This is a genomic window from Edaphobacter sp. 4G125 (genome assembly GCF_014274685.1).
GTDB lineage: Bacteria > Acidobacteriota > Terriglobia > Terriglobales > Acidobacteriaceae > Edaphobacter.
Genome location: NZ_CP060393.1, coordinates 3,790,480 through 3,817,027, shown reverse-complemented (window position 1 = coordinate 3,817,027; position 26,548 = coordinate 3,790,480). Strand labels below are relative to the sequence as shown.

Annotated in this window: 27 protein-coding genes and 2 tRNA genes; 15 read left to right on the top strand and 14 right to left on the bottom strand. The window is 51.5% G+C overall.

Annotated features, from left to right (window positions below):
- Positions 1 to 76 precede the first annotated feature (76 nt).
- Both H7846_RS16050 and H7846_RS16045 read left to right on the top strand, forming a co-directional pair.
- Entirely contained in the window at positions 77 to 2,221 is a 2,145-nt protein-coding gene (locus H7846_RS16050) for a transketolase C-terminal domain-containing protein (RefSeq protein ID WP_186693547.1), read from the top strand.
- A gap of 16 nt (positions 2,222 to 2,237) precedes the next feature.
- Positions 2,238 to 2,624 (top strand): cupin domain-containing protein, encoded by a 387-nt coding sequence (locus H7846_RS16045; RefSeq protein WP_186693546.1) that lies wholly within the window; start codon positions 2,238 to 2,240, stop codon positions 2,622 to 2,624.
- Positions 2,625 to 3,425: 801 nt separating this feature from the next.
- Here the strand turns inward: H7846_RS16045 and H7846_RS16040 are convergent.
- Positions 3,426 to 3,502 (bottom strand) — tRNA-Val (locus tag H7846_RS16040).
- Between the two features lie 139 nt (positions 3,503 to 3,641).
- Here H7846_RS16040 and H7846_RS16035 point away from each other — a divergent pair.
- The 4 genes from H7846_RS16035 to H7846_RS16020 all read left to right on the top strand — a co-directional run bounded on the left by H7846_RS16035 (position 3,642) and on the right by H7846_RS16020 (position 6,419).
- Positions 3,642 to 4,211: a CDP-alcohol phosphatidyltransferase family protein gene (locus tag H7846_RS16035; RefSeq protein ID WP_186693544.1), complete on the top strand. Its 570-nt coding sequence runs from the start codon at positions 3,642 to 3,644 to the stop codon at positions 4,209 to 4,211.
- Positions 4,208 to 4,438 (top strand): hypothetical protein, encoded by a 231-nt coding sequence (locus H7846_RS16030; RefSeq protein WP_186693542.1) that lies wholly within the window; start codon positions 4,208 to 4,210, stop codon positions 4,436 to 4,438. The genes H7846_RS16035 and H7846_RS16030 overlap by 4 nt, the downstream gene beginning before the upstream one ends.
- A 187-nt stretch (positions 4,439 to 4,625) precedes the next feature.
- Positions 4,626 to 5,081 (top strand): RrF2 family transcriptional regulator, encoded by a 456-nt coding sequence (locus tag H7846_RS16025; protein ID WP_186693540.1) that lies wholly within the window; start codon positions 4,626 to 4,628, stop codon positions 5,079 to 5,081.
- A gap of 63 nt (positions 5,082 to 5,144) precedes the next feature.
- The gene (locus H7846_RS16020; RefSeq protein WP_186693538.1) at positions 5,145 to 6,419 is read left to right on the top strand and encodes an IscS subfamily cysteine desulfurase; all 1,275 of its coding nucleotides are present in this window, start codon (positions 5,145 to 5,147) and stop codon (positions 6,417 to 6,419) included.
- A 52-nt stretch (positions 6,420 to 6,471) separates the two neighbouring features.
- Here the strand turns inward: H7846_RS16020 and H7846_RS16015 are convergent, their stop codons facing one another.
- Positions 6,472 to 7,923, bottom strand: coding sequence for a sensor histidine kinase (locus H7846_RS16015; RefSeq protein ID WP_186693536.1), 1,452 nt, complete (start codon positions 7,921 to 7,923; stop codon positions 6,472 to 6,474).
- 18 nt (positions 7,924 to 7,941) lie between these two features.
- Between H7846_RS16015 and H7846_RS16010 the strand changes: the two genes are divergently transcribed.
- From H7846_RS16010 to kdpC, 7 genes are all read left to right on the top strand, one after another.
- Positions 7,942 to 9,072 (top strand): histidine kinase, encoded by a 1,131-nt coding sequence (locus tag H7846_RS16010; protein ID WP_186693534.1) that lies wholly within the window; start codon positions 7,942 to 7,944, stop codon positions 9,070 to 9,072.
- Complete coding sequence (locus tag H7846_RS16005) at positions 9,069 to 9,773, top strand: response regulator transcription factor (RefSeq protein WP_186693532.1); 705 nt, start codon at positions 9,069 to 9,071, stop codon at positions 9,771 to 9,773. Before H7846_RS16010 ends, H7846_RS16005 begins: the two co-directional genes overlap by 4 nt.
- Before the next feature lie 76 nt (positions 9,774 to 9,849).
- Positions 9,850 to 10,053: a hypothetical protein gene (locus tag H7846_RS16000; protein WP_186693530.1), complete on the top strand. Its 204-nt coding sequence runs from the start codon at positions 9,850 to 9,852 to the stop codon at positions 10,051 to 10,053.
- An 87-nt stretch (positions 10,054 to 10,140) separates the two neighbouring features.
- Positions 10,141 to 10,227, top strand: coding sequence for a K(+)-transporting ATPase subunit F (kdpF, locus tag H7846_RS18165; protein WP_186696440.1), 87 nt, complete (start codon positions 10,141 to 10,143; stop codon positions 10,225 to 10,227).
- Complete coding sequence (gene kdpA / locus H7846_RS15990; protein ID WP_186693528.1) at positions 10,228 to 11,991, top strand: potassium-transporting ATPase subunit KdpA; 1,764 nt, start codon at positions 10,228 to 10,230, stop codon at positions 11,989 to 11,991.
- A 17-nt stretch (positions 11,992 to 12,008) separates the two neighbouring features.
- Positions 12,009 to 14,048, top strand: coding sequence for a potassium-transporting ATPase subunit KdpB (gene kdpB / locus H7846_RS15985; RefSeq protein WP_186693526.1), 2,040 nt, complete (start codon positions 12,009 to 12,011; stop codon positions 14,046 to 14,048).
- Between the two features lie 10 nt (positions 14,049 to 14,058).
- Positions 14,059 to 14,622, top strand: a complete 564-nt coding sequence (gene kdpC, locus H7846_RS15980; RefSeq protein ID WP_186693524.1) for a potassium-transporting ATPase subunit KdpC — start codon at positions 14,059 to 14,061, stop codon at positions 14,620 to 14,622.
- 39 nt (positions 14,623 to 14,661) lie between these two features.
- Here the strand turns inward: kdpC and H7846_RS15975 are convergent, their stop codons facing one another.
- From H7846_RS15975 to H7846_RS15965, 3 genes are all read right to left on the bottom strand, one after another.
- Positions 14,662 to 15,621: a formylglycine-generating enzyme family protein gene (locus H7846_RS15975; RefSeq protein ID WP_186693522.1), complete on the bottom strand. Its 960-nt coding sequence runs from the start codon at positions 15,619 to 15,621 to the stop codon at positions 14,662 to 14,664.
- Entirely contained in the window at positions 15,618 to 16,475 is an 858-nt protein-coding gene (locus H7846_RS15970) for a peptidylprolyl isomerase (protein ID WP_186693520.1), read from the bottom strand. Before H7846_RS15970 ends, H7846_RS15975 begins: the two co-directional genes overlap by 4 nt.
- A 200-nt stretch (positions 16,476 to 16,675) precedes the next feature.
- Positions 16,676 to 16,752 (bottom strand) — tRNA-Arg (locus tag H7846_RS15965).
- Positions 16,753 to 16,866: 114 nt separating this feature from the next.
- Here H7846_RS15965 and H7846_RS15960 point away from each other — a divergent pair.
- The gene (locus H7846_RS15960; protein WP_186693518.1) at positions 16,867 to 17,394 is read left to right on the top strand and encodes a DUF2911 domain-containing protein; all 528 of its coding nucleotides are present in this window, start codon (positions 16,867 to 16,869) and stop codon (positions 17,392 to 17,394) included.
- Between the two features lie 19 nt (positions 17,395 to 17,413).
- Here the strand turns inward: H7846_RS15960 and H7846_RS15955 are convergent, their stop codons facing one another.
- From H7846_RS15955 to gcvT, 8 genes are all read right to left on the bottom strand, one after another.
- Entirely contained in the window at positions 17,414 to 18,361 is a 948-nt protein-coding gene (locus H7846_RS15955; protein WP_186693517.1) for a hypothetical protein, read from the bottom strand.
- 41 nt (positions 18,362 to 18,402) lie between these two features.
- Positions 18,403 to 18,678 carry a hypothetical protein gene (locus H7846_RS15950; RefSeq protein ID WP_255460684.1) on the bottom strand — a complete coding sequence of 92 codons (276 nt, stop codon included), beginning with the start codon at positions 18,676 to 18,678 and terminating at the stop codon, positions 18,403 to 18,405.
- Complete coding sequence (gene gcvPB / locus H7846_RS15945) at positions 18,678 to 20,237, bottom strand: aminomethyl-transferring glycine dehydrogenase subunit GcvPB (RefSeq protein ID WP_186693515.1); 1,560 nt, start codon at positions 20,235 to 20,237, stop codon at positions 18,678 to 18,680. Before gcvPB ends, H7846_RS15950 begins: the two co-directional genes overlap by 1 nt.
- Before the next feature lie 9 nt (positions 20,238 to 20,246).
- A complete protein-coding gene (locus H7846_RS15940) occupies positions 20,247 to 20,591 on the bottom strand; it encodes a hypothetical protein (RefSeq protein ID WP_186693513.1) in 345 nt (114 codons plus the stop codon).
- A gap of 1 nt (position 20,592) precedes the next feature.
- Positions 20,593 to 21,918: an aminomethyl-transferring glycine dehydrogenase subunit GcvPA gene (gene gcvPA, locus H7846_RS15935; RefSeq protein WP_186693511.1), complete on the bottom strand. Its 1,326-nt coding sequence runs from the start codon at positions 21,916 to 21,918 to the stop codon at positions 20,593 to 20,595.
- Between the two features lie 3 nt (positions 21,919 to 21,921).
- Entirely contained in the window at positions 21,922 to 22,311 is a 390-nt protein-coding gene (gene gcvH / locus H7846_RS15930) for a glycine cleavage system protein GcvH (protein WP_186693510.1), read from the bottom strand.
- Between the two features lie 65 nt (positions 22,312 to 22,376).
- Positions 22,377 to 22,667, bottom strand: a complete 291-nt coding sequence (locus tag H7846_RS15925) for a muconolactone Delta-isomerase family protein (RefSeq protein ID WP_186693508.1) — start codon at positions 22,665 to 22,667, stop codon at positions 22,377 to 22,379.
- Positions 22,668 to 22,697: 30 nt separating this feature from the next.
- Complete coding sequence (gene gcvT / locus H7846_RS15920) at positions 22,698 to 23,834, bottom strand: glycine cleavage system aminomethyltransferase GcvT (protein WP_186693506.1); 1,137 nt, start codon at positions 23,832 to 23,834, stop codon at positions 22,698 to 22,700.
- 135 nt (positions 23,835 to 23,969) lie between these two features.
- On the opposite strand from gcvT, the gene H7846_RS15915 reads away from it, so the two are divergent.
- The gene (locus tag H7846_RS15915; RefSeq protein WP_186693504.1) at positions 23,970 to 24,614 is read left to right on the top strand and encodes a hypothetical protein; all 645 of its coding nucleotides are present in this window, start codon (positions 23,970 to 23,972) and stop codon (positions 24,612 to 24,614) included.
- Positions 24,615 to 24,767: 153 nt separating this feature from the next.
- On the opposite strand, the gene H7846_RS15910 is transcribed toward H7846_RS15915, so the two are convergent.
- Positions 24,768 to 26,540 carry an acyl-CoA mutase large subunit family protein gene (locus H7846_RS15910; RefSeq protein WP_255460683.1) on the bottom strand — a complete coding sequence of 591 codons (1,773 nt, stop codon included), beginning with the start codon at positions 26,538 to 26,540 and terminating at the stop codon, positions 24,768 to 24,770.
- Positions 26,541 to 26,548: the final 8 nt, after the last annotated feature.

Below are 26,548 nucleotides of genomic sequence, written 5' to 3'. Positions count from 1 at the left end.
GCTACATATACTTCTCATCTAATGACGCAATATATATTGCGTATTATGCATAATAAAAACGTGAGGATATAGAGCGATGAGTCCCTCAGGCTTCGCAACGACTGAGACCCGAACTCCGAACTGCGAGCCTTTTGCGCATCGAGATGTGATGTTTCAAGCCGGGATGCTGAAACTTCTTGCGATCAAGGATTCAGATATCCGTATCCTTACCCTGGGACAGAGCGGCGATGCCATAGACAGAGGATTTCATGCGGGCGGAGCCTTCTCAGCCATTTTGCCTCTCGTTGCACTGTTCTATGGTGGATTTTTGCGGTTAGATATCGCAGATCCCACCCGATTGGGGCAGGATATGTTCACGCTGAGCAAAGGACACGCCGTTGCGGCTTTGGCATCAATCTATGCGGAGATAGGATATTTCGATGAGAAGATTCTCCGAAATTCACGATCCTATGAAAGTCTGCTGAACGGTCATCCAGGCCCCATTCTCCCAGGTGTGCAGATCGCTACCGGTCCGATGGGACAGGGAATTGGAGTTGCGCAAGGGTTTGCTATTGCTGGCAAGGGAAATCCTCGTTTCGATTCATACTGTATGGTGGGGGATGGAGAACTGCAGGAAGGGTCTTGCTGGGAAGCTGTGATGTACGCAGCCCAGCACGGCCTTGATAACTTCTGTGTTCTGGTCGATCGGAATAATGGTCAGCTTGATATTCACGACCGTATGTTGTATCCAATGCCTCCTCTAGAAGAGGTCTTCCGTTCTTTCGGGTGGAATACACATAACGTCGATGCAACGCAATATGACGGTATTTTCTCGGCTTTGAATGCCTTTCGCTTTGGCGTTCGTAGTGGAAAGCCGACGGCGATTCTTTGTAACACGAGAAAAGGTTTTGGAGCTTTCTCGAATTTTTTTAATAAGCACAAAGTTACAGTGCCGACAACTGCGCTTGCTCAAGAACTCCTCCTGCAGCAGCAACGGAGAGTCGCACGAGTGGAAGAATTTCGTGCATTTCTTGATGAATTCCCTGAGAGCTCAGATGGCGTGGCGACGCGTGAGTTACTGCTGAACGAAGCAGAGCGTATGCATTTATCGACAGATCACTCTTTAGGTGAATCATTTCTTGAACAGGTGATTGGGCCGCTTCTTACGAAGCGTGCTCCTCGGCGAGATAAGAAAATTCAATATGAAGCTGCAGCTTTGCCGAGGCTGGATAAAAGTAAGACTTATAGTGCTGCCGAGATTGTGACTGCGGGGATGAAGGTCTTTGCCCAGAGTTCGCATGTCGTATCTATCGATTCTGATCTAGCCTCTACCAGTGGTCTCGAAGCGGGGACAGGGAGTGTCGACCAAGCTCGCGCTTTAAATGTTGGTGTAGCTGAAGCGAACATGATGCTAATCTCGGAAGCGTTTGCGGCTCTGGGGTATAACACGTGGTGCAGCACCTTCTGTCCGTTTTTTAATTGGCAGGTCCTGCGACGCATAGCTGTTGGACATCAGGAGAGATTGGAGACTATTGCGGCAACTGACGGTTGGCTGAATGAAGGACATGGCCTCGACATTACCTTCCTTGCTACAGCAGCAAATTTTGAGACGCGAACGAACGGTGCGACCCATATGGGCAACGACGATGCGACGACGTTTGACGCGGTGGCCCATTTGAAGATTATCGATGTTTCCTGTCCACAGCAGATGTTATCGATCATGAAGTGGATTATGGACGGGAATAAAGGGTTGGTCTATTTGCGTGTGATGCGTACAGGATCGGCTGTTCTCTATGAGGACGATTACCAGTTTGAATATGGAATGGGTTATACACTTCGAGAGAGTGATAATGACTGCGCGATTGTGATTAGTAGCGGCCGTGGAGTACATGAGGCTCTCGGTGCAGCAGATATCTGTGCAAGAGAAGGGATCAATATCACAGTCGTTGATATGCCCTCCATTGATGGAGAGTTATTGATGAAACTTTATCGAACTGGTTTGCCCATGGTCTTTGCGGAGCAGAATAACGGTTATCTTTGGCAGAACTTTTTGAAAGTACTCTATCGTCATCAGGCCGATGTTAAACTCTCCGGGCTTAGCAAAATATTTTCGATCAATACGCTAGATGTCAACGGAAATAAACAATTTCTCCATTCCGCAACTTACGAAGAACTGATCGATGTTTTCGATCTGACCCCAGCAGCAATTTCGAGCGCTATTCAGAAACAATTGAGAAGTTAGGAAATGAGATATTTCTATGCCGATACCAATCGTAGATGAGGCCACAGTAGAGGAGTTGGACCTTCCGGGAAGAAAGCTGCGCTGGGTAATTTCACAGGAAAATACCGGTGCTCAGTACTGCACGATGGCTGTCATTCATGTTGGACCTGGTCAACGAGTACGTCCAGCACATTCTCATCCAAATGGAGAAGAGGTTATTTATATCCTTAGTGGCCATGGTCGTGTGCTGGTAGATGGCGAAGTAGAGTTGGTGAGGACAGGATGCGCTGTCTTGTTTCCTAAGGGTAAGATCCATATGCTTGAAAATCTGTCTGACATCGAGATGAAGGTGGCGTGTTTTTTTTCCCCGCCTGCCAGTCTTGCGAACTATCAGTTTTTTGAAGATATAGATTTCCCGATATAGCTGTCATATTCTGTTTTCGTAACGATGCGTTATGAATTGTATTTAAATCTCCCAAATACTTAGCTAATCTTCGTTCGATCATCGTGGCTATCCTGGGTATTTTTGCTCCAACCATTCGAGTTCAAAATGGTTCCGCGAACTTCGCTGACATCCTCCAGTTTGGAGTACAAATTCTGGCCCCCAAGCAAGGGCCGGATGACTGTTGATGTCTGAGGAAAAACATACACGATGGCAGCGGTTTGGTAGAAGAAGCGTGCCAGTTTTAGATGTTGGGGCGATGACTTCCGTTCTCTAGAGGCCTAATGTTCGTGGAGATCCCAGCGCCTGCAAACGATCTGCACCCGTGACTGATAAAGTTCCGGAAGAGTTTAGGGCGGTGGGCGGTGGCGAAGGAACATGTTTGACTGACGCAGGTCAACCGTTCGCGGATTTTAGACGAAGGCTGCGTCGGTGCCGCCGCCTTGAGTGACAGCAAGTGCGAGTTGGGAGTAGGTATCATCCATTTCCGCTCGCAATATATACTTGCGACCTTTTTAATGAGAACTTCCGCATACGTGCTGCCGCCACCTGCGAAATGGATCAAGAATAGTTTCGTCCTGGAGCGTACAGCTACAAATCAGTTGCCCATATGAAGATTGCCGAGAATAGAGATCAGCGGTTTGCAGTTGGAGGGCTGGATCTTCGCTAGCGCACGGAAGAAGGGAAGGCCGCGTTACAGCTTCGATGCCATCCTGAAGCGGTGCATCTGTCCTGCAGCGACACGGCGAATCGAATTTGAGGAGGTTGTAAGTGGTAAAGATATGGTAGGCACGAGCGGATTCGAACCGCTGACCTCTACCGTGTCAAGGTAGCGCTCTAACCAACTGAGCTACGCGCCTGAATGCGTAGCCTTAGTCTAACGACAATCATCACAGAGATCAACTGTTCTGGCGTGTGCGGGGCGAATTGAGGCTTATTTTCGTTTACGATACGACAGGCTGCAAAATAAGGCCGTTTATTTAAGCAAAATTATTATTTGTGTCCTTTCTCGACCAAGTTCGCGCTACGCCCAACCTGCTCACCATGATGCGGTTATTTATTCTGCCTTTCCTGGTGATTGCGATTTTGGACACCAATTATTCTTTGGCCTTTGCTCTGTTTCTTCTGGCAGGGCTAACGGATGCGCTGGATGGTTTATTAGCACGCTGGTTGAGTCAGAAGACAACGCTCGGACAATACCTTGACCCTATAGCCGACAAGCTTCTGTTGAGCACGCTTTTTCTGGTTCTGACGCATGCTGGCGCTATCCCGCGCTATGTAACGGTGCTGGTCTTTAGTCGAGATCTGGGGATACTACTCATCTCTACCCTGTTATTTGCTACAGGTACGCTGAGGGATTTTCGCCCGAGCATTTTGGGGAAGCTAAATACCCTGGTTCAGATTCTGGGAGTGGTGGGAGTCCTTCTGGGGAAGCTCTGGCCCATGGCCTGGCTCAATCTGCTTACGGGAGCACTTTTGCAGATTATTGCTGTTCTAGCCCCCGTTTCAGCAGCGCAGTATGCGTGGATTGTCTTCAGGCGGATCAACTCCAATTGGGAATCGGCATGAGAGAGGCCACTTTCAAGACTTTAGCTTTCCTCTTCTGCGGAAGTGCTTTCTTCGATGGCAATGTCACGAAATTCCGTGGAATCAAAGATTTCTCCACACATCTGACATTCGACGAACTCGGCGTCTTCATCGCGGGAGACGATCTTAACAATGGGGTGTTTGCACTGGATAGTCATAAAGCGAATTGGAAATGGGATGAATTGGTTGGATTCTGCTTTTACCCGTAGAGGTTGTCAACGGCAAATTCGAGAAAAATACCAAAAGAGCTGTCCATGAGAAAGGGATAGGAGTAGGAGATATGCTTGCGGCGTCCTCCTTTCCAGACGTACACTATCCATAGCCCCGTTCCGAGGTTCGTCAGGCATTTTTACAGAGTTTTGAAGAGCTTCTGGGAGATGGGCACGTAGACTCAAAATGCTTCGACTCACCAAAAAAGCGGACTATGGGTTGATGGCCCTGAAATATCTGGCGGAACAGACGAGCGGTTCTGCGCATAGCGCAAAAGATATTGCCGAAGCCTATCATATTCCCCCGCAACTGTTGGCTAAGATATTACAAACATTGGCCAAATCGGGCTTGTTGGTTTCTCATGCTGGCACCAATGGCGGTTATGCGTTGGCTCGATCGGCCAAAGAGGTTTCGGCATTTGAGGTCATCCGGGCGATTGATGGCCCCCTCTTTATTACAAGCTGCATTACGATTCACGGAGCTTGCGATCTCACTAGTACCTGCACCATCAAAGAACCGCTGCGTAAGGTGAACGACAGCATCAAAGCTCTATTGAGCGGCATCTATATTGCTGACCTGATCGAACCAGAACATGCTGCGACAAATGCAGTTGGCGGCGGTCTGGTTTCGATCGCGATGTAGGCCAGCTTTTCAAAAGACATTAGGTAGAGATTTACGGAAAGAACGTCAGGAGTGGGAAATTCTATGAGCACCAATGGAACCGGAGTCGTTATCGCAGAATCATCAACGCCACTTCCAGAAGGAGTCCGCCTTCCGATTTATCTGGATAACCACGCTACGACGCCGCTGGATCCTCGAGTTCTTGAGGCGATGATGCCTTATCTGACCAACATCTTTGGGAATGCAGCCAGCCGAAACCACAGCTTTGGCTGGGAAGCCGAAAAGGCAGTCGAAAAGGCGCGCGAACAGGTAGCGAAGCTAATTGGAGCGACGGCGAAGGAAGTGATCTTCACCTCTGGAGCAACGGAGTCGAACAATCTTGCGCTTAAGGGCATCGCGGAGATGTATCGCGAGCGCGGTAATCACATCATTACCCAGGTTACGGAGCACAAGGCAGTTCTCGATACCTGTAAGAAGCTTGAGAAGCAGGGATATCGCGTAACCTATCTTCCCGTTGGGGCAGACGGCCTGATCGATCTTGAAGATCTCAAGCGGGCCATTGATGATAAGACGATTCTGGTCTCCATCATGTATGCCAATAACGAGATCGGGGTCATTCAGCCAGTTCGCGAGATCGGCGCGATTTGTAAAGAAAAGGGAGTTCTCTTCCATACAGATGCTGTGCAGGCTGTAGGAAAGATTCCTGTGGATGTGCAGAAAGACAACATCGATGTGCTATCGCTTTCGGGGCACAAGCTTTATGGTCCGAAGGGCGTAGGCGCGTTGTACGTTCGCCGACGTAATCCTCGTGTGCAGATCTCCGAGCAGATTAACGGTGGCGGTCATGAGCGTGGAATGCGTTCAGGAACGCTGAATGTTCCAGGCATCGTTGGTCTGGGAGCCGCGTGTGAGATTGCGTTGAATGAGATGGACGCTGAAGCAAAGCGTGAGAAAGAGTTGCGCGATTATCTGAAGCACAAACTAGAGAGTGCCCTCGATTACGTTCATGTAAACGGAAACATGGAGCATCACCTTCCGGGTAACTTGAACATGAGCTTCGTCTATGTTGAAGGCGAGAGCCTGCTGATGGGGATCAACGATGTAGCGGTTTCATCGGGTTCTGCCTGCACTTCGGCCACCCTTGAGCCCAGCTACGTCCTCAAGGCTCTTGGCCTGGGAGATGATGTTGCCCATAGTTCGATTCGATTTGGCCTGGGTCGCTTCAACACGAAGGCTGAAGTGGATTATGTCGCAGATAAAATCATCGACGTTGTGAAGAAGCTGCGTGAACTGAGCCCGCTTTACGAGATGGTGAAAGAAGGGATTGACCTCTCTAAGATTGAGTGGGCAGCCCATTAATTCGAAGCAGAGTACAGTCTTGAGAAGGAGAGGAGAGAAATCCTCTCCTTCTTTATTTAACAGAGATGGGGGCGGGTGAGGGTAAGTAGATTGTGAAGACTGAACCATGTCCGGGCTGACTGACAACGGTAATCTTCCCTCCATGCGCTTCAGTAATAGCTCGACTGATGGCTAAGCCCATTCCCGTGCCAGAAGTTCCGCTGACTAGAGAGCGGGCACGGTAAAAGCGTTCAAAGATGAGGCCCTGCTCTGATGGATCAATGCCAACTCCCTGATCTGCGATGCTGATCGCAACGCATTCGTTTTTTATCTCTGCGGATATCGTGATAAGTGTGCCTGGCGCTGAATATTTTGCGGCATTCTCTAGCAGATTACTGAGGACCTTTTGAAAAACTGCGGGATCGGCATGAATCTGCAGGCCATCTGGGATGTTCACTTGCAGCGAATGATGATCTTCTATCCAGCTGCAAGTTGAAAGGGCTTCATCGATGAGATCTCGAATCTTTACTGGGCTGAAGTGCATTTGGACCTGTTGAGCGTCAAGTTGGGCCATTTCAACTGCTTCGGAAACGAGTCGATTGAGGCGGTCACTTTCTTCATCGATGATGGTCAGTAGCTCATGTTGCTCTTCTTTTTGAATTTCTCCGCTTAATAAAGTGGTTGCTGCGCCTTTGATTGAAGTAAGCGGGGTGCGCAATTCATGGGTAATAGAGTCGATCATCAATGACCGGAGTCGCTCGGTTTCTTTTGCCGCTTGATCTTTCGCGATGCTTTCAAAGGCTTGCGCGCGATCTAAAGAGATGGAGATCAGGCTGCCAACAGCTCCAAGTGTTTCAGGAGAAAGCGTGACGCCTCGTAGAAGGAGCAAACCTCGCGGTTTTACTCCACTTCGAATGGGGATCTGCATCTCGTTATCTTCCTGGCGGACATTCGGGAGTGTTTTGGCTAATTGGCGCAGATGAGGAAGTTCAATGTCCGAGACGAGGTCAACACCGGCCTGATACAGCTTATTGCCCTCCAGCAGATATAGGATGCTCGACTTTGCTGCAGTAACGCTTGCTACAGTTGATGGCACGGAACTCAGCAGAGTAGCGATGGTTTCGGATTGCAGAAGTTCTTGACTGAGGTGGAGCAGAATCTCCAATTCTCGTTGCCTTGCGCGGGCGTCGCAGGCTTCATCGCGAGCGCGTTCGGAAAGGCGGCTGGCAATGATTGCAGTAGAAAGAAATGTAAACAGCGCAAGCCAGTTTTGTGGGTCGGAAATTGTAAATGTTCCCACTGGCGGAAGGAAAAAGAAATTATAAAGAGCGGTAGCAGCAACGGAAATGACGACCGCGTATCGCAATCCCCACTCTGCCGCAAGTATAAGAATAAAGAGTAGAAGGGTAAGGGCGACTGTGGTGGGGTTGACGTGGAGCCACAAGCGATATATGACTACAATTCCGGCGAGAGCACTAAATGCAAGCGTCCATCGAGTTGTCATAATCAAACGGCGCGAATTCATAAGGAGCATTGTAGCTGCATGATGGAGAGCAGGAAATCACCAGAAGAATGGCTGTTGACCAGCGATCCTGAGAAGCAGCGTGGCCGGTTTAAGGTATTTCTTGGATACGCTCCCGGTGTAGGAAAGACCTTCAGCATGTTGAGCGAAGGCATTCGTCGTCGCAGCCGAGGTGAAGATGTCGTTATAGGCATCGTCGAAACACACGGTAGACCGAATACGGCAGAGTTGGAATCCAGGCTTGAGCATATTCCGCGGCGGGAGATCAACTACAAGGGCACTGTATTTTCAGAGATGGATGTGGACGCAATTATTGCGCGAATGCCCCAAGTTGCTCTGATTGATGAGCTCGCACATACGAATATCGAAGGGAGCCGTTTCCCTAAGCGTTATGAAGATGTTCTATATCTTCTAGAAAATAAGATTGATGTTTTGAGCACAATCAATATTCAACACATAGAGAGTCTCGCTCCACGTGTGCAGGCCCTTACGGGGATCAGCGTCCGTGAGCAGATTCCTGATTGGGTGCTTGATCGAGCAGACGAAATCGTGATCAGCGATTTGACCCCGGAAGCATTGGTCACCCGAATGCAACGGGGTGATATTTATCCGCAAGAGCGCGTGGAACGAGCACTGTCTAATTTTTTTCGACGTGGAAACCTGATCGCCCTCCGGGAGATGGCCCTACAAAGAGTAACCCGCGCAGTGGATCGCAATCTTGACGATTATGTGCGGAGAAAGAAACTTGGCGCACATTGGGCGGTTTCAGAAAAAGTGGCTGTCTGTATAAGTTCTAATTTTCAGGCACGAGATTTAATTGCACGTGGCGCACGATTGGCGGAGGCGCTGGATGCAGAGTTGTATGTTCTACATGTTTCCAGTGGGCGCGATGATAACCCTGATCGAAAAAAGGTGTTGGAATCGAGCTTGCAGTTCGCCAAAAATCTTGGGGCCTCGATTGTATTTCTGGATGGTAAGGATACAGCGCGCGCGACGGCAGCTTTTGTGCGAGACAATCGAATTACTCAAGCGATCGTAGGGAGATCGGCAGTGCATGGGCTTAACAGTTATCTGTATTATCTTGCGATTCAAAGGTTTATGTCAGAGGCGCCACATGTCGATTTGCACATCGTAACGCAGGAGAAACATTGAGAAAGATATTAGTTGTCGATGATGAGCGACAGATTACTCGTATGCTTCGGGCGTCTCTGCAGGGGAGCGGATACGAAGTTGTGACAGCCAATAATGGGCTGGAGGGGCTGAATCGTTTTGAGGCCGATCAACCTGATCTTGTCATTTCTGATCTGGCGATGCCAGAGCTGAACGGACTAGAACTCACGCGTGCAATTCGCAATCTTTCACAAACACCAATTATTGTTCTCAGTGTCCGCGACTCGGATGCGATGAAGATCAGTGCTTTGGATGAAGGGGCGGATGACTATCTTACGAAGCCATTTAGTATGCCGGAGCTGCTCGCTCGTGTCCGAGCTCAGCTTAGGCGTCTTCCTGCATCTGAAGTCGTGGAAACATATTTGGAAATCGGAGATTTTGTTATCGATTCCGATGCTCATACGGCAATCGTTCGGGGTCAGGCTGTTCATCTGACACCAAAGGAATTCGACCTCCTTTTGCTGTTTGCGCGATCTCCAGGTCGGGTGCTTACGCACAAGATCTTATTGCGCTCAATATGGGGAACAGCAGGAGAAGACCAGCCGGAGTACCTTCGAGTTCTTATTGCTTCGCTTCGTAAAAAAATTGAACGTGGAGAAGGACAGAAGTATATTCAAAGCGAGCCTTGGGTTGGGTACCGCTTTCACCCTGATCCGAATGCAATTGAAACAGATGGGCTTTGATTTTATGGATTTTTAACTTCTTCTCTACGGACTTCAAACGCAATCCGAAGTTTCAATAGCTTCGGTAGGATTTGCGATGAAGTCTACGAACTTATATTTACTTTCTCAAGCTATTCGTAAGAACCAAGGTCTGATCGCGGTCGGCCATTTGTTTCGTATCCCCTTATTGTCTCTCGCGGGCAAGATGCAACGGTATGAAAATGCGCTTCCGATGGGGAGCGGCGCAGTTTTTCCATTCACAATTCAAGCGAAAAAAATGAGCGGTGGCTATCATGCTTGATCTCATCGATGTCGTTGTATTTTTCGCCCTGTTCGCACTTTCCTTGCTCTATGTCCACGGCTGTGATCGTTTGAAAGGAGTGCGGTAATGTTCTTCAACATAATTTTATTGCTGCTTTCCACTGCAACGCTGGTGTATCTCGTGTATGCGTTGTTGCGGCCGGAGAGGTTCTAAATGTCATTGAATGGTTGGTTGCAAATTGTTCTTTTTATCGTAGTCATCCTGTCTTTGGCGAAGCCTTTGGGCAGTTACATGACACGTGTTTTCGAACGTCGCAAGACATTTCTTGATCCGATTCTGGTTCCATGTGAACGGTTGTTATACCGGATGACAGGGATCCAAATGGACCAGGAGATGCGCTGGACTGATTATGCCGTAGCAATGCTTTTATTCAGTGCAGCAACCCTGGTGTTTACCTATGTGATTGAACGGGTGCAATACTTCCTTCCGCTTAATCCTCAGCATCTGGCAGGAGTTGAGCCGGCGCTCGCTCTAAACACGGCAATCTCTTTTACGACGAATACAAACTGGCAGTCTTATACCCCCGAAACTACGATGAGCTATCTGACCCAGATGTTGGGGCTGGCGACACACAATTTCTGGTCAGGTGCAGTTGGTATGGCGATGGCAATTGCTTTTATTCGGGGGATTACTCGCCGCGAATCGAAGACCCTGGGGAACTTCTGGGTAGACCTTACACGCGCTACTCTTTGGGTTTTGCTGCCGTTATCCATAGTGACTTCATTAGCGCTGGTATCACAGGGCGTTGTCCAAAATTTTCGTGCTTACGATACGGTGAAGCTCGTCGAACCGCAAAGGACAACCGGATCTGATGGTAAGACGACAATGGTCACCACGCAGACCATTGCACAAGGACCTGTAGCCTCGCAAGAAGCGATCAAAATGTTGGGTACAAATGGTGGAGGATTTTTCAACGCGAACAGCGCTCATCCATTTGAGAATCCTACGCCGCTTTCAAATTTTATTGAGATGGGTGCAATTTTTCTGATTCCTGCCGGCCTTGTCGTTACGTTAGGAGAGATGGCGCGCTCTCGAAAACACGCGTGGGCTGTGCTGGGCGCTATGACGGTGCTGTGGTTTGTTGGTGTATTCGCCTGTTATTGGGCCGAATCTCAACCTAATCCTTTGCTTTACGGGGTTGACCAGCGCGCCTCCTCTGCCCAGGCAGGCGGAAACATGGAGAGCAAAGAGGTAAGGTTCGGCATAACAAATTCGGCACTATTCGCCACTGTTACAACGGATGCAAGTTGTGGTGCGGTTAATAGCATGCACGACAGCTTCATGCCTTTGGGCGGGATGATTCCTCTAATCAACATGCTGTTAGGTGAAGTGGTTTTTGGAGGTGTTGGTGCAGGGTTATATGGAATGTTGGTCTATGTCGTAATGGCTGTCTTTATTGCAGGATTGATGGTTGGTCGAACGCCAGAGTATCTCGGTAAAAAAATAGAGGCATATGACGTTCAGATGTCCATGTTGTATCTATTGATTTTTCCACTTGTTATCCTTGGCTTTACTGCAATTGCTACACAGATGCCAAACCTTGGATTGAGTAGCCTGACCAATCATGGCCCCCATGGTCTCAGCGAGATTCTTTACGCATATACCTCTACCGCAGCAAACAACGGGTCAGCGTTTGCAGGGCTTAACGCGAATACGCGTTGGTACAACTATTCGCTTGGAGCGGCGATGTTTTTCGGAAGGTTCATGATGGCGATTCCCATGCTCGCTATCGCCGGAAACCTTGCTAAAAAGAAGATCGTACCCGCATCTGCGGGTACATTTCCTGTTACGACTCCACTCTTCACCATATTGTTGATGGGCGTCATTTTGATTGTGGGAGCTCTTACCTTCTTCCCGGCGCTCTCCCTCGGTCCCATTCTTGAGCATCTGCTGTTGCAGGCACGACAAGCCTTTTGAGGTAATCCAGAAAAATCATGTCTACTCATACTCGGCGTCGCTCTTTGTTTGATCGAAAAATTGTTAGTCGTGCGTTAGTCGAAGCTTTTGTAAAACTTAACCCATGTCTGATGATGCGCAATCCGGTCATGTTTGTTGTTGAAATTGGTAGCGTCTTGACGACGATTCTACTTTTCACAAGAACTTCGACTAATCATAGTGGCTCAGGATTCAATCTGCAGATTACACTTTGGCTCTGGTTTACAGTATTGTTTGCCAATTTTGCTGAAGCCATGGCCGAAGGCAGAGGTAAAGCCCAAGCGGACGCTTTGCGGCGCGCCAAGTCTGAGACGACAGCGTTTCGCGTTGTGAAAGGAGACCTCGAGGAGGTTCCGAGTTCGCAGCTTCGGATCAATGATGTGGTGCGAGTTGCCGCCGGACAAATGATCCCTGGAGATGGAGAAGTGATCGAAGGGATCGCTTCTGTGGACGAATCTGCGATTACCGGAGAATCTGCTCCGGTTATTCGTGAAGCTGGTGGGGATCGTTCAGCAGTCACAGGCGGTACTAGAGTACTGTCAGACATTATCACCGTCCGAATTACTTCTAATCCCGGCGAAACTTTTTTAGACCGCATGATCGCTCTGGTTGAAGGTGCTGAGCGACAGAAGACGCCAAACGAGATTGCGCTAAACATTCTGTTGGCCGGATTAACAATCATCTTTTTGCTTGCGGTAGTTACATTGCAACCGTTAGCGATATATTCCAGCGCCCCTCAGACAACGTTTGTTTTGATATCACTTCTCGTCTGTCTGATTCCAACAACCATTGGTGGACTACTTTCAGCCATTGGTATTGCAGGTATGGATCGTTTGGTGCAGCATAATGTGCTCGCGACTTCCGGCCGCGCTGTCGAGGCAGCAGGGGATGTGAATACTCTGCTGCTAGATAAAACAGGTACGATCACGATTGGCAATCGGCAGGCGACTGAGTTTATTCCCGCCCCTGGAGTAGAGGCACAAGCTCTTGCAGATGCCGCGCAACTCTCTTCGCTTGCGGATGAGACGCCGGAAGGGCGATCCATTGTTGTGTTGGCAAAAGAGAAGTATGGTTTGCGCGGGCGTGAGCTTGGTCAATTGAACGCAGAGTTCATCCCGTTCTCTGCGAATACACGCATGAGTGGCATTGAAGTGGATGGTCGTAGTATCCGTAAAGGCGCGGTTGATGCTATTGCGTCCTACCTGGCGCAACATGCTTCTAAGATGCCGGTTGAAGTCTATTCCTCTGTTGAGGCGATTGCTAAGAGCGGTGGAACCCCCCTTGTGGTGGCGGAGAATGGACGTCCTCTCGGGGTGATCCATTTGAAAGATATTGTGAAAGGTGGGATGCGAGAGCGTTTTGATCAGCTTCGCGCTATGGGGATACGCACGGTCATGATTACCGGAGATAATCCATTGACTGCCGCGGCGATCGCCCGTGAGGCCGGAGTAGATGATTTTCTTGCTGAAGCAAAGCCAAAAGACAAGATGGACCTGATCAAGCGTGAGCAAGCAGAAGGAAAGCTTGTCGCAATGACAGGAGATGGTACAAACGATGCTCCGGCACTGGCACAAGCGGACGTAGGAGTCGCCATGAACTCTGGCACGCAGGCAGCGAAAGAGGCCGGCAACATGGTAGATCTGGATTCAAATCCGACCAAGCTGATTGAAGTGGTTGCCATCGGCAAACAGCTTCTTATGACGCGCGGAGCTCTTACAACCTTCTCTATAGCAAACGATATTGCGAAATATTTTGCAATTATCCCCGCGATGTTTGCTGGAGTGTTTCCTGTTCTCAATGCGTTAAATATTATGCACCTGCATAACGCTGAATCTGCCGTGCTTTCGGCGGTGGTCTTCAACGCGCTTATCATTGTTGGACTTATTCCATTGGCATTGCGCGGCGTTCGATATAAGCCCATGTCGGCTGCCGCAATGCTGCGTCGTAATCTACTGGTCTATGGGTTAGGCGGAGTTATCGTGCCTTTTATCGGGATAAAAGCGATTGATGTCGTGATTGCTGCACTGCATCTTGCATGAGGAAAATTATATGAAGAGACATTTGGTTACGGCTTTTCTATATACCATCGTTACTGCTATTGGGCTAGGCGTGTTCTATCCGCTATTCGTCGCTGGGATATCACATTTGCTGTTCCGAAATAATGCGAATGGCCAACTTATAGTGAGAGGCGAGGACGTAATCGGCTCGCGCTTGATTGGCCAACCATTTACCGGGCCTGGGCTTTTCCATAGCCGCCCATCCGCTGCAGGCACTGGATACGATGCATCCTCCTCTTCCGGCTCTAACCTTGCGCCGACCAGTAAAGCGCTTATCGATCGAATAAATGCGAGTGTAAAAACTGAGGGGCAGGGAACGCCCGTTCCTATTGATCTCGTGACAGCTTCAGGCTCTGGGCTTGATCCCGATATTACTCCTGCAGCTGCTCTTTACCAGGTGGAAAGAATCTCTCGGGAGAGAAACATCCCCGAAGGCGATCTCCGCAAATTGGTACTGGATCATGTAAAGCAACGCCAATTTGGTCTGCTCGGCGAACCGCGTGTCAACGTGCTCGAATTAAACCTCGCACTCAATAAAATAGACGATAAAAAATAACTCTTTGAGCCATTTGTGTACGAATCATAACTCATTTCGCTATAAATCGCGGACACACCGAAAGCCTATATTGGTGGTCGCGCTGTCTGGAGTGTTAGAGCTGCGGGCTGCTACACGATAACGATTGCAGTACGATTTATGGCATAGATACGACCCACCTTTTAAGACACGTGCTGTACCATCAGGCGGTCCAACCGGATTCAAGGGCGTTGCATCAACATGGTAGGTAGGATGGAACCAGTCGGCACACCACTCCCAAGTATTTCCGGTTATCGAATACAAGCCGAAACCATTTGGTGGGAAGGCTCGAACTGGGGAGACGCTTGCATAGCCGTCTTCTGCAGTATTTTCAGTGGGAAAAATTCCTTGCCAAATGTTGCAAAGATGCCTGCCTTCCGGGGTAAGTTCATCTCCCCATGGATAGAGCTTCTGATCCAGACCGCCGCGCGCTGCATATTCCCATTCCGCTTCTGTGGGTAGGCGCTTTCCTGACCAGGTGGCATAGGCTGCAGCATCATTCCATGACACCTGCACAACTGGATAGTCATCACGTCCTTTGATGCTGCTTTGTGTGCCTTCAGGATGAGCCCAATCTGCGCCATCAATACGTCGCCACCATTCCAAACCTGCCACTGGATTAACTTCTCGAAATTCTTCTGGAAGATCTCCCGTAAATACAAAGGACCATCCGAAATGCTCGGCCTCTGTGTGATAACCAGTGGTCTCGATAAACCGAGCAAATTCCGCGTTGGTCACAGGAAAAATATCGATATAGAACGGGTCGATTCTTACTTCTCGCACCGGCCCTTCACCATCAGCAGGGAAGCCATGAGGATAATCTGTTCCCATGCGAAATTTACCACCATCCAATGAAACCATGCCCTCTGTACTTCCAGAGGCTACTCTCTGACGTGAGTTGGAGCGCTCTTTCGAGAGAGTTAATTGTTCTGCACGGGCTTTGCTCGGTACACAGCAAGGTGATGGAGTGGTGGCGTTCATGGAAGCGAGGCCCTTTCTTCCGAGGTAGAGGGAACGGGGACAATTTCAGCGCGTCGCATTGCCTCACTCACGATCTGACCAACTCTGCGGTTCTTTCTTTCCTGCAGAATGTGTTGCGCTAACATAGGACGAACTTCTTCGAAAGCCTGATATCCAGCTGGTTTTCGGTGCATTACGCTGACGATGTGATATCCAAAGAGCGTGCGAAAGATTCCGCTTCTTTGGCCGGGAGAAGTGGAGAAGACAATCTCTTCGAATTCTGGGATCATCTCACCCCGTCTTATCCACCCGAGCATGATTTTGCCCCCGCAATCGGAATAGCGTTCTGCAACCTTGGCAAAAGGAATACCTTGTTGAAGTTCTTTTTCCGCTTGTTCGATCTCTGCTTTGGCAATGGCTTCATCTTCTTCAAAACGAATATTACGAATCACCTGCATGACCTGCGCCTGCTCAGGTACAAGAAACTGTTCGCGATGATTCATGTAATGCGTATGGAGCTCAGTACGGGAAGGACGAAGCTCATGCCTCGTAATCCAGTGGCAATATTTCTCGATCAGGAGATTTTCTTCGATCTCCTGCTTTACCCCTGTACTACAAACTGATGCGCTTGAGGTTCCCCACTGATGTTTGCGCTGCTCGTCTATTTCGGCTTTAGTTATGGTGATGCCGGATGCAACGGCCATCTGCCGCAGCAAAACTCGGCCTATAACTTTTTCTTCTGCAAGACGACTCAGCAATAATGCTTCTTGCCGGGCCCCGGAAGCTTCCGGATGAATATGAAGCCCTCCAAGGCGACGGAACTCCTCTAGAAAGGCTTCATCGTCGATGAGTTCATGATTGACCAACAGTGCCAAGTCAGCTCCAAATAGGTCGTGCCTTCAGGCGGAGATTGCTTCTTATTATTTTATGCGTTGGTTTCGTATGAATGTGTGGGAAGTCCTTCTTGCACGTTCATTCTGAAAGCCGAAGAATTTCTGGTCGATCAAGTAGGGACCGCCCCATGAGTATTCCTGAAAACCTGGAAATCTCTTTATGCGTATGTTGAGGGGGAAAATGGTGCGCCCGAGAAGATTCGAACTTCTGACCTACAGCTTCGGAGGCTGCCGCTCTATCCAGCTGAGCTACGGGCGCATCCTCTCTAGGTTAGCACGGTCACCCCGGATTGACAGGTCTTCACGCTACGGGCGAGCATCAAAGCGTTGTAGCTACAAAATTCAAGTCCGAAAAGGAAAGAGAGACAGACCGATGCTTCTTCGCAGCTTAGCTTCGTTCGCTTGTACGATCCTGCTTGCAGGTTCCACGCTTGCCCAGGCTCCTAAATCCATCCCCAGCCCTCCAGAGACGGCTACCGTTTCGCTCAATGGGAAAGCGATCACGGTAAAGTATGGCGCTCCCTCCATGCGCGGACGCAAGATCGTCGGCGCGCTCGTTCCTTACGACAAGGTGTGGCGTACCGGAGCCAATGAAGCCACCAGTTTTGTCACTGCAACGAACCTGAAGATTGGAGATACCCAGGTTCCCGCAGGTTCATATACGCTGTTTACGCTGCCCAGCTCCGGTCAGTGGATGCTCATCATCAATAAGCAGACTGGCGAATGGGGACTCAGCTACGATCAGTCCAAAGATCTCGCTCGCATTCCCATGAAGTCCGGATCATTGGCTTCGCCTCAGGAGAGGATGTCGATCTCATTCGAGAACACAAAAGGCAATTCGACTGAGCTGCATGTCAAATGGGAGAACGCCGATCAATCGGTGAAGATCACTGCGGAGTGAGCTTATGCAGGAAGGCGCCTTATATGGTGAGGCGCCTCTTCCACCAAGGCAGTAGATCACTGGCTGCTAGATGGAGCGCAACCCATAAAGTAAACCACTCCAAGCCAAACACTGGACGCAGCCATCGAACGTCAGGAAGCCACGCTACCGACAAGCCAATGAGGATGATAAAGAGGTTTGTCAGAATGATAGAGGCTGGACTCAGCATAAAGTCAGCGTTTTTAGCATTTGCCGATTCAGCATAGAAGTATGCGGTTAGGTAGTGATAAAAACTTGCTGCTGCAATGTGAAAGATGTAAACACCCACTCGGAACGAGTCGGACATATAAGGGCTATAGCTGGCCCACACCATTGTTTCGCCCAGTAGAAATAAGGTAAGCAACGGGAGCCGGACTTCATTGGATGCCAGTAGTCTCCAGCCTCCCATTGAAAGAATTAGAGCCGCAATGGCTAATGATCCGGCGAAAACGAGGTGAATGCTGTGCAGTGGTCCAACCTGAAACAGACAGAGCGTAAACCAGCCAAATGCTACAACAGGTGAATAGAAGGCTGCTTTCGTTCGTATTGTCCCTGAGAAGAAGACTTCGGCTTTTACAAAGTGAGCAATGTTGTATACCCATGCCAGCAGGCTAAAGACTGCAATGCCCAACCATGTTCGCAACCCCACGAAAGCAGCGATCAACACGACGACTGTGAGCCAATAAGTACCCCTGTGGATCGATGAAAATTTTCTGCTGGCAACGATCTGCCCTCGCCATGCATAGATAAAGTGAGACCAGCCTGCGAACGCTGTTAACGCATATAAATTTATCGCCTCGTTCGATATGGAGTCTTCCCATATATGTTTGGGAGGAGCAGGAGCCAGACGGACAGGAAACCCAAATCCTATTCCCAAAAGAAGGAACGTTAGCCCTAAAGCAAGATAGGGTCGGCTTGTAACGGTAGCACCAATACGTGTTGCGAGCATAGCGTTCATCGCAGTGATTGCGATTCAAGTTGCAGTATGACCTATGAAGCTTCTTTTTCTTTACGGAGCTTCTCCATCACGGCCGATATTAGTTCTTTTGCCCCGTTCAAATTAATCATTACCGCCTGCAGATCGAGTGCAGGAACCGTAGGGTTCCGGTTGCTCGTGCAGTAAACACCATGCTGGCCAACGAGGATCAATGCATCGGTCAGGCAATCCATTGTGGCAGCAAGCCGTCCTCGCGCTTCGCCCATCATGAACTCATATTTTTCGAGCTCGGCGCGGCGGTCGTCACCCAGATAGCGGAAATTGTTCACTACCACTCCTTAGCTGCTGAATCCGGCGTCAGCGCGGTGGTATCTGCCGGGCCGTTCGGCATGGGCTTCCAACGCAGCACAGGCTTGCGGGCGGCCGATGTCTCATCGAGGCGGCGTAACCGTGTCGTGTGCGGAGAGGTTGTCACCAGCTCGGGATTCTCCTCGGCCTCCTTCGCAATTTGCTTCAACGCGTCGATCAGCAGGTCGAGCTCCTCGCGGCTCTCGCTCTCCGTCGGCTCGATCATCATCGCGCCTTGCACGACCATCGGGAACGAAACCGTATAGGCATGGAAGCCGTAATCGATCAGGCGTTTTCCCATATCGCCGGTCTTTACGCCGTTCTTCGCCTGCCGCTTGTCCGAGAAAACCACCTCGTGAAGCGACCGCGTCTTGAACTGCAGCTCGAAGGTGTCCTCCAGCTTGGCGCGAATGTAATTCGCATTCAGCACAGCATCTTCGGTGGTCTGGCGTAGACCATCGGGTCCGTTAGCCAGAATGTACGCGAGTGCGCGCACAAACATGCCGAAATTACCGTAGAAGGCACGTACACGACCGATCGACTGCGGACGGTTGTAGTCGAGGCCCAGCGTACCGTCGGCCTTGGTCACAACGACAGGCTTCGGCAGGAAGGGCTCGAGAATCTTCTTGCATGCGACTGGACCGGAGCCTGGGCCACCGCCTCCATGCGGAGTGGAGAAGGTTTTGTGCAGGTTCAGATGCATTACATCTACACCGAAGTCACCAGGACGCGTCTTGCCGACCAGGGCATTCATGTTCGCGCCATCCATATAGAGCAGCGCGCCCTTAGCGTGCAGAATGTCGGCGATCTTATGAATCTCGCTCTCGAAGACGCCGATCGTAGAGGGATTGGTGAGCATCAGCGCGGCCGTGTCCTCATCGACCATGCGCTCCAACTCAGCGATGTCCACCATGCCTTGCGCATTCGACTTGAGATTGGCCACCTGATAGCCGCAAACAGCCGCGGTTGCCGGGTTGGTGCCGTGGGCCGAATCCGGAATCAGGATCTTCTTACGCGCATTCCCGTGCGCTTCATGGTAAGCACGCGCCAGCAGGATACCTGTGAACTCGCCGTGTGCACCCGCTGCAGGTTGCAACGTGATGGTATCCATGCCGGTGATCTCGATCAGGCAGTCACTCAGCAGCTTCATGATGCCCAATGCGCCCTGCGAGAGCGACTCAGGCTGATACGGATGTGCCTCTGCGATGCCCTCGAGGCGCGACACAAGCTCGTTCACGCGTGGGTTGTACTTCATGGTGCAACTGCCCAGCGGATACATACCGAGATCGATGGCGTAATTCCAGGTCGAAAGCCGCGTGAAATGGCGGATGATCTCGATCTCGCTAAGCTCCGGCATCACACCCAGATCAGTGCGGACGGAGTGGCCCAGCAGGGCAGCGGCGTCGACCGCAGGCACGTCGAGCTCAGCCAGACGATAACCCTTCTTACCTGGCGACGATTTCTCGAAGATCAGATCTTCGTTCTGGTTGACGTGTGTCGTTACTTTCTTCGGGGTACCGACAAACTTCGAATCACTCATCAGTGTTCCTCAAAATTCTTCCTGGTCCGAGACCGATCCGCTTGCCGAATACGCCCCGGCCTGCGGCCCGTCCAGATCTTCTTCGCGCAACGACAACCCGATCACGGTGTCGTTCTCAAACTTCACAGTCAGCGAGTCGCCCGCTTCCAGCGTTGCCTCTTCTACCTTTTCGCCGATCAGGGAGCAGAGAGCGTTGCGATACTCGGGCTCTCCATAGGCTAGCGAATACTCGCTGAACAGAATGTGTGGCCAGACGTATAACGTCAGCAGGGGAGTGTCGAAACGGAGTTGCAGGTAGTCCTGCACAAACTCAACCGCGACGAGTTCTTCGCCGACGATACCGGAAATGTCCACGCTACTTCAGCGCCTCTGCCGCAGCATCGATCTGTGCCTTGGTTGTTAACTCAGTAGCGCACCACAGGCTGGCGTTAGGCCCAAGCTCGGGATACCACTTCGCCAGCGGCAGTCCGCCGATGATCTTCTTCTCCAGCAGCTTTTTGTTTATCTGTTCCGCATCTTTGCCGAGATCGAGCACAAACTCATGAAACCGTGGAGCGCCCGGGAAGAGCACCTTGCCGGATTTGCTTAGGGTATCGGCAGCATACTTCGCCTTGGCGAGGTTTTGCACCGCGAGATCCTTCAGCCCTTCCTTGCCATACACGGTAAGGAAGACAGTGGTCATCATAGCCACCAGTGCTTGATTGGTGCAGATGTTTGAGGTGGCCTTTTCACGACGGATATGTTGTTCACGCGTCGAGAGCGTCAGCACAAAGCCGCGCTTGCCGTCCATGTCTTTCGTCTCGCCCACGATGCGTCCCGGCATCTGCCGCAGGAACTTCTCCTTGCATGCAATTACGCCGCAGAACGGCCCGCCATAGCTCGGAGCAACGCCAAAGCTCTGTGCCTCGAGCGACACAATGTCCGCCTCCGCAGGCGGCTTCACAATCCCTAGCGAGACAGCCTCGGCAATTGAGACAATCAGCAGTGCGCCCTTCTTGTGCGCAATATCGGCAATCGCCGCAACATCCTCAATCGTCCCGAAGAAGTTCGGCGACTGGATCAGCACGCACGCCGTATCGCTCGTAATCGCCGCATCGAGAGCGGCCAGATCCACTCGCCCATTCGCCGCGTAGCCAACCTCGGCGAGCGGGATCTCCTGGTGCTGCGCGTAGGTGGCGACAACCTCGCGATACTCCGGGTGCACAGTCTTCGCGATGACAGCGCCATCGCGACCGGTCACGCGTACCGCCATCATGATGGCCTCTGCAGCTCCGGTCGAGCCATCGTACATCGAGGCGTTCGCGATCTCCATGCCGGTTAGTTCGCAGATCATCGTCTGGAACTCGAACATCGCCTGCAGGGTCCCTTGCGCGATCTCAGGCTGGTAGGGCGTGTAGCTGGTGAGAAACTCACCACGCGAGACTACGGTATCGATCAACACCGGACGATAGTGTTTGTACACGCCGGCGCCAAGAAAGCTGGCATAGCCCGCAGCGTTCTGGTTGGCAAATTCGCGGAACCTGTCAATGATCTCCGACTCGCCATGCTGGCGCGGAATCGCAAGGTCGCGCTTGAACTGATACTCCGCAGGAATGCTCGCAAACAGATCGTCGATCGACGCTACGCCAATCTCTGCGAGCATCTCCTTGCGGTCCGCAGGGGACTTTGGCAGATAACGCATCGTTTAGTGTCCAGTCTCCTCAGCGATGAACTTCTCGTAATCAGCAGCCGTCAACAGCGTATCCAGCTCCGATACATTGGTTACGTCAACCTTGATCAGCCATGTTGCGTTGGCGTCGGCGTTGATCTTCTCCGGAGCGTCCTTTAGCGCTTCATTGACTTCGGCCACTGTACCGCTCACCGGCGAGTACAAATCCGAGACGGCCTTCACCGACTCTACCGAACCGAAGATCTCTCCGGCCTTCACCTCGGAGCCAACCTTGGGCAGATCGACAAAAACGATGTCGCCCAGAGAGTTCTGAGCATAATCCGTAATGCCGACCGTGCCTTTTGTGCTGTCGACGCTGATCCACTCGTGTTCCTTCGTGTACTTGTAGTTCGCAGGATAAGACATAGAATTTTGGAGGTCTCCTCAATCATTGTAGAGGGTTTTCCGTGGAAAACCGGGGGTAAACTCCTCTAGCTTGGTCCAAGCGCCGGATACGGTTCAAGTTCTGTTACGACCGGAAAACTAATCATTCCCAGTTTTGCCAGCGGAAGGCTCTCAATGGCTTCCCGCGCCGCAGCCTCTGAACTGGCTTCAATCAGAAGTGCTGCGCCCGGTTTATCTTTACGACGCCAGATGCTTCGGACGACTCCAGCCCCGTACAGCTCCCTTACCCGCTGTCCCTCCGCTGCAATACGCTCCCGGGTCCATTCCTCGGCAGGAAAATGGTCGGTCTTACGCTCAGTCAAAACAAGAAACTGCATTCTCTTCTCCCGTTAATTGGTTCTGTGTAGTCAGGCTGTCTTCTTTGGCCGCTTATAGAACGGAGTGGGCACCACCTTTGCCTTCACCATTTGCCCACGAATTTCAACGGCTACCTCGGTGTCGAGCGGCGTAAACTCCACCGGAACATAAGCTAACGCAATGTTCTTCTTCAGAAAAGGCGCGGGCGATCCGCTGGTGATCTCACCGATCTTCGCTCCATCCAGTGAGAACACGGGATAGCCGTCACGACCGATCCCGCGTTCGATCATCTCCAGGCCGACCAGTTTGCGCTTCGGGCCGCCCTCTTCCTGAATCTTCACCAGGGCATCGCGGCCTACAAAATCGCCTTTATCGAGCTTCGCATATCGGCCAAGACCGGCCTCAAAGACATTGATGGTATCGGAGATTTCGTGCCCGTACAGTGCCATTGCGGCCTCAAGCCGAAGGGTGTTCCGCGCCCCAAGGCCGCAAGACAAAATTCCGAACTCCTTGCCTGCTTTGAGCACTTCGTTCCACACTCGCGCACTGGTGGGTTCGTCGCTGGGGATGTAGATCTCAAACCCATCTTCGCCTGTGTATCCGGTTCGGGCGATCATCACGTTGTGCAGGCCGCACACCTGTCCCCATGTAAACCAATAATTCTTGATCGGTGCCAGGTCGACCGGTGTCAGCTTCTGCAGTACGTCAATCGCCTTCGGCCCCTGGATCGCCAGTTGTGTGTAGTAGTCGCTGAAGTCGTTCATATGCACGCTGGGCATGCCGCCGATCACCTGCCGTACCCACTGAACATCCTTCTCGCGCGTGCCCGCGTTGATCACAATCAGATAGTCGTTGTCTGAAAGCTTGTGCACCACAACGTCGTCCACAAAGGTGCCGTTCGGATACAGCATCGCCGAGTACTGCGCCTGTCCCACCTGTAGCTTCGAGGCATCGTTCATGCACAGTTTCTGTACTGCGGCCAAGGATCCTGGTCCGCGCAGTTGAATGTCGCCCATGTGCGATACGTCGAAGACACCGACGCCCGTCCGCACCGCCATGTGCTCGGCCGTCAGGCCACAGCAATCCACCGGCATATCCCAGCCGCCAAAGTCCACCATTTTTGCCTTTGCGGCGCGATGAACTGCATTAAGTGCCGTTTTACGAAGCTGAGTCGCAGTCTCTGACAAGTTCGTACCCTCTGGAATTCATCGTATTGGTGCCGCTATTCCACGGTCAACGAACGGGTATTGTCAAACACAGTCTGCTATGGCAATCTTGACTGCGATCCTGCTCAATACGAGGTTTCTTTGCGATCTGCTTGTTTGTCGATTTTTTTCTCTGCCTTCATCTTTACTATCTCCGGTCCTGTATTCGCTCAATATGTCCCTGAGCCTATCCCCGGCGTCCAGATCACCAATGGCAGTTATCCCTGGGCGGTCGACACCTATCAAGGCAAACAGCAACTTGTTCCGATCCACCACACCAATGTAGGCGTAAATAATCACAAGGGCGCCAATGTGGCGGGGTCTCTTGCAGGGAGCGTCTTCTACAAGCCGAAGATGACCACCGAGATCGCGGGGGCTCATGCCCGTGTAGCTCTTCATTCCGACAGGCCAGTCTTTTATGTTCATTTTTTCGAAGATGACGACTCCTCTGGTTCGACGGATGGCATCTTCGGTCCATGGGCGCTCGTTCGTGCCAGGGGCGATAAGGATCGGCGCGTACTCGCGCAGGTCAACTTCACTCAGTTAACGGGAAATGCAAAGCGGACGGACTCTCAGGTCGATGTCAACATCGAAAAGCTTCCTGAAGGGTGGCTTAAAATCACACCGAAGGCACCTCTTACGCCGGGCGAATATGCTCTTCAACCAGTTCCGAAGGTCGCTAATACGTTTTCCGTCGTTGTCTTCGATTTCACCATCGATCCCAATGCGCCTAACTCGTCTGAGGCGAAGTCGGCTCCCTGATCGTGCATTACCAAAAACATGTGCCGCGACGGTCCTAAAGAGAGGGCCATTCTGATCGAAGTCTCTCGCGGTTTTATCGCGAGAGGCGAAGTCGAAAGATCTGCGGTTGATCTTCAGGGCTAATCTTCATAAGACGAGAGACGACATAAACTTTCACACCACGACCGTTTCTCGGTACTCCCCAAACACTCCGCGCAACACGTCCGCAATCTCGCCTACGGTCGCATACGCCTCCACCGCCGCCACAATTCGCGGCATCAGGTTCTCTCCACTCCTTGCCGCATCTTCTACTGCTCGCAATGCAACTGCGTGGACACCGGCATCGCGCCGCGCCCGTAAAGCTTGCACGCGTTCTACCTGCCTCTGCTCCAGCGACTTGTCGGCCCTCTGGATGGGAACGGTGCTCTCTTCGCTTATGAACTCATTAACTCCCACTACAATGGCATCCTTCTCATCGACAGCTTTCTGGTACGCATAAGCAGCATTCTGAATCTCGCGCTGTATATAGCCTTGTTCGATCGCCCGCAGCATCCCATATTTTCCGCCCAGGTCGAACCGGGCAATCGTAGTCAGGTATTCTTCTGCGCGTTCTTCGATCTCGTTGGTCAATGTTTCGACGTAGTATGACCCAGCCAGTGGATCGACCGTATCTGCGATGCCGCTCTCATGCGCCAGAATCTGTTGTGTTCGTAATGCAATCCTCGCCGCCTGTTCAGTCGGCAATGCCAGAGCCTCGTCGAAGCCGTTGGTATGCAGCGACTGCGTCCCTCCCAGTACCGCCGCCAAAGCCTGCACTGCTGTGCGCACGATATTGTTTTCTGGCTGCTGCGCCGTCAGGGTCGAGCCCGCCGTCTGGGTATGAAATCGCAGCATCCAGCTGCGTGGATTTTTGGCCCGGAAATGTTCCCGCATGATCCGCGCCCACATCCTCCGTGCGGCGCGAAACTTCGCGACCTCCTCCAGCAGATTGTTATGCGCATTGAAAAAAAAGCTCAGCCGCGGAGCAAAGGTGTCGATCTCCAGTCCGGCATCGAGCGCGGCCTGGACATAGGTCATTCCATCGGTCAGCGTAAATGCCACCTCCTGCACCGCTGTACAACCGGCCTCACGCATGTGGTAGCCGGAGATCGAGATCGTATTCCACTCCGGAACTTCGTTGGCTGCCCATGCAAAGATATCCGTCACTAATCGCATTGCGTGCTTTATCGGGTAGATGTATGTTCCCCGTGCGATGTATTCCTTCAGGATGTCGTTCTGAACAGTCCCCGAGAGCTTTTTGACATCCGCTCTCTGACGCTTTGCTGCGGCAACATAAAGCGCTAGCAGGATCGATGCCGTCGCATTGATCGTCATCGAGGTGGAGATCTCATCCAGTTGAATTCCAGCGAACAGACGTTCCATGTCCTCGATCGAGTCAATCGCCACTCCGACTTTGCCTACCTCGCCCAATGCCAGCAGCGAGTCCGAGTCATACCCGATCTGGGTCGGCAGGTCGAATGCCACGCTCAGTCCTTTCGTACCTTGCGATAGCAGGAATCTGTATCGCCGGTTCGACTCCTCTGCGTCTCCCATTCCTGCGTACTGACGCATCGTCCACAGTCTGCCGCGATACATCGTCGGCTGGATACCGCGCGTGAATGGAAACTCTCCGGGGTTGCCTAGCTGTGCGGCCGGATCGAAATCTGCTGGTTGTCCTGCGCTATACGTCACGTCCACAGGAATCCCGGAGCTTGTCTTTGCACTTTTTACCGCACTCTTCTCCGGTGGTTTAGCCATGACGAAGTGTAACCTTTGTCTCGCATAGAGGCTTGCAGGATCAAGAAGAAGTGTCATCCTGAGGGAGCGGAGCGAGTCGAAGGATCTGCGGGTTTGGGGCTGGAAATCGCCTGCAAAGAACCGCAGATCCTTCGACTTCGTTTGGCGCATGCCAAACT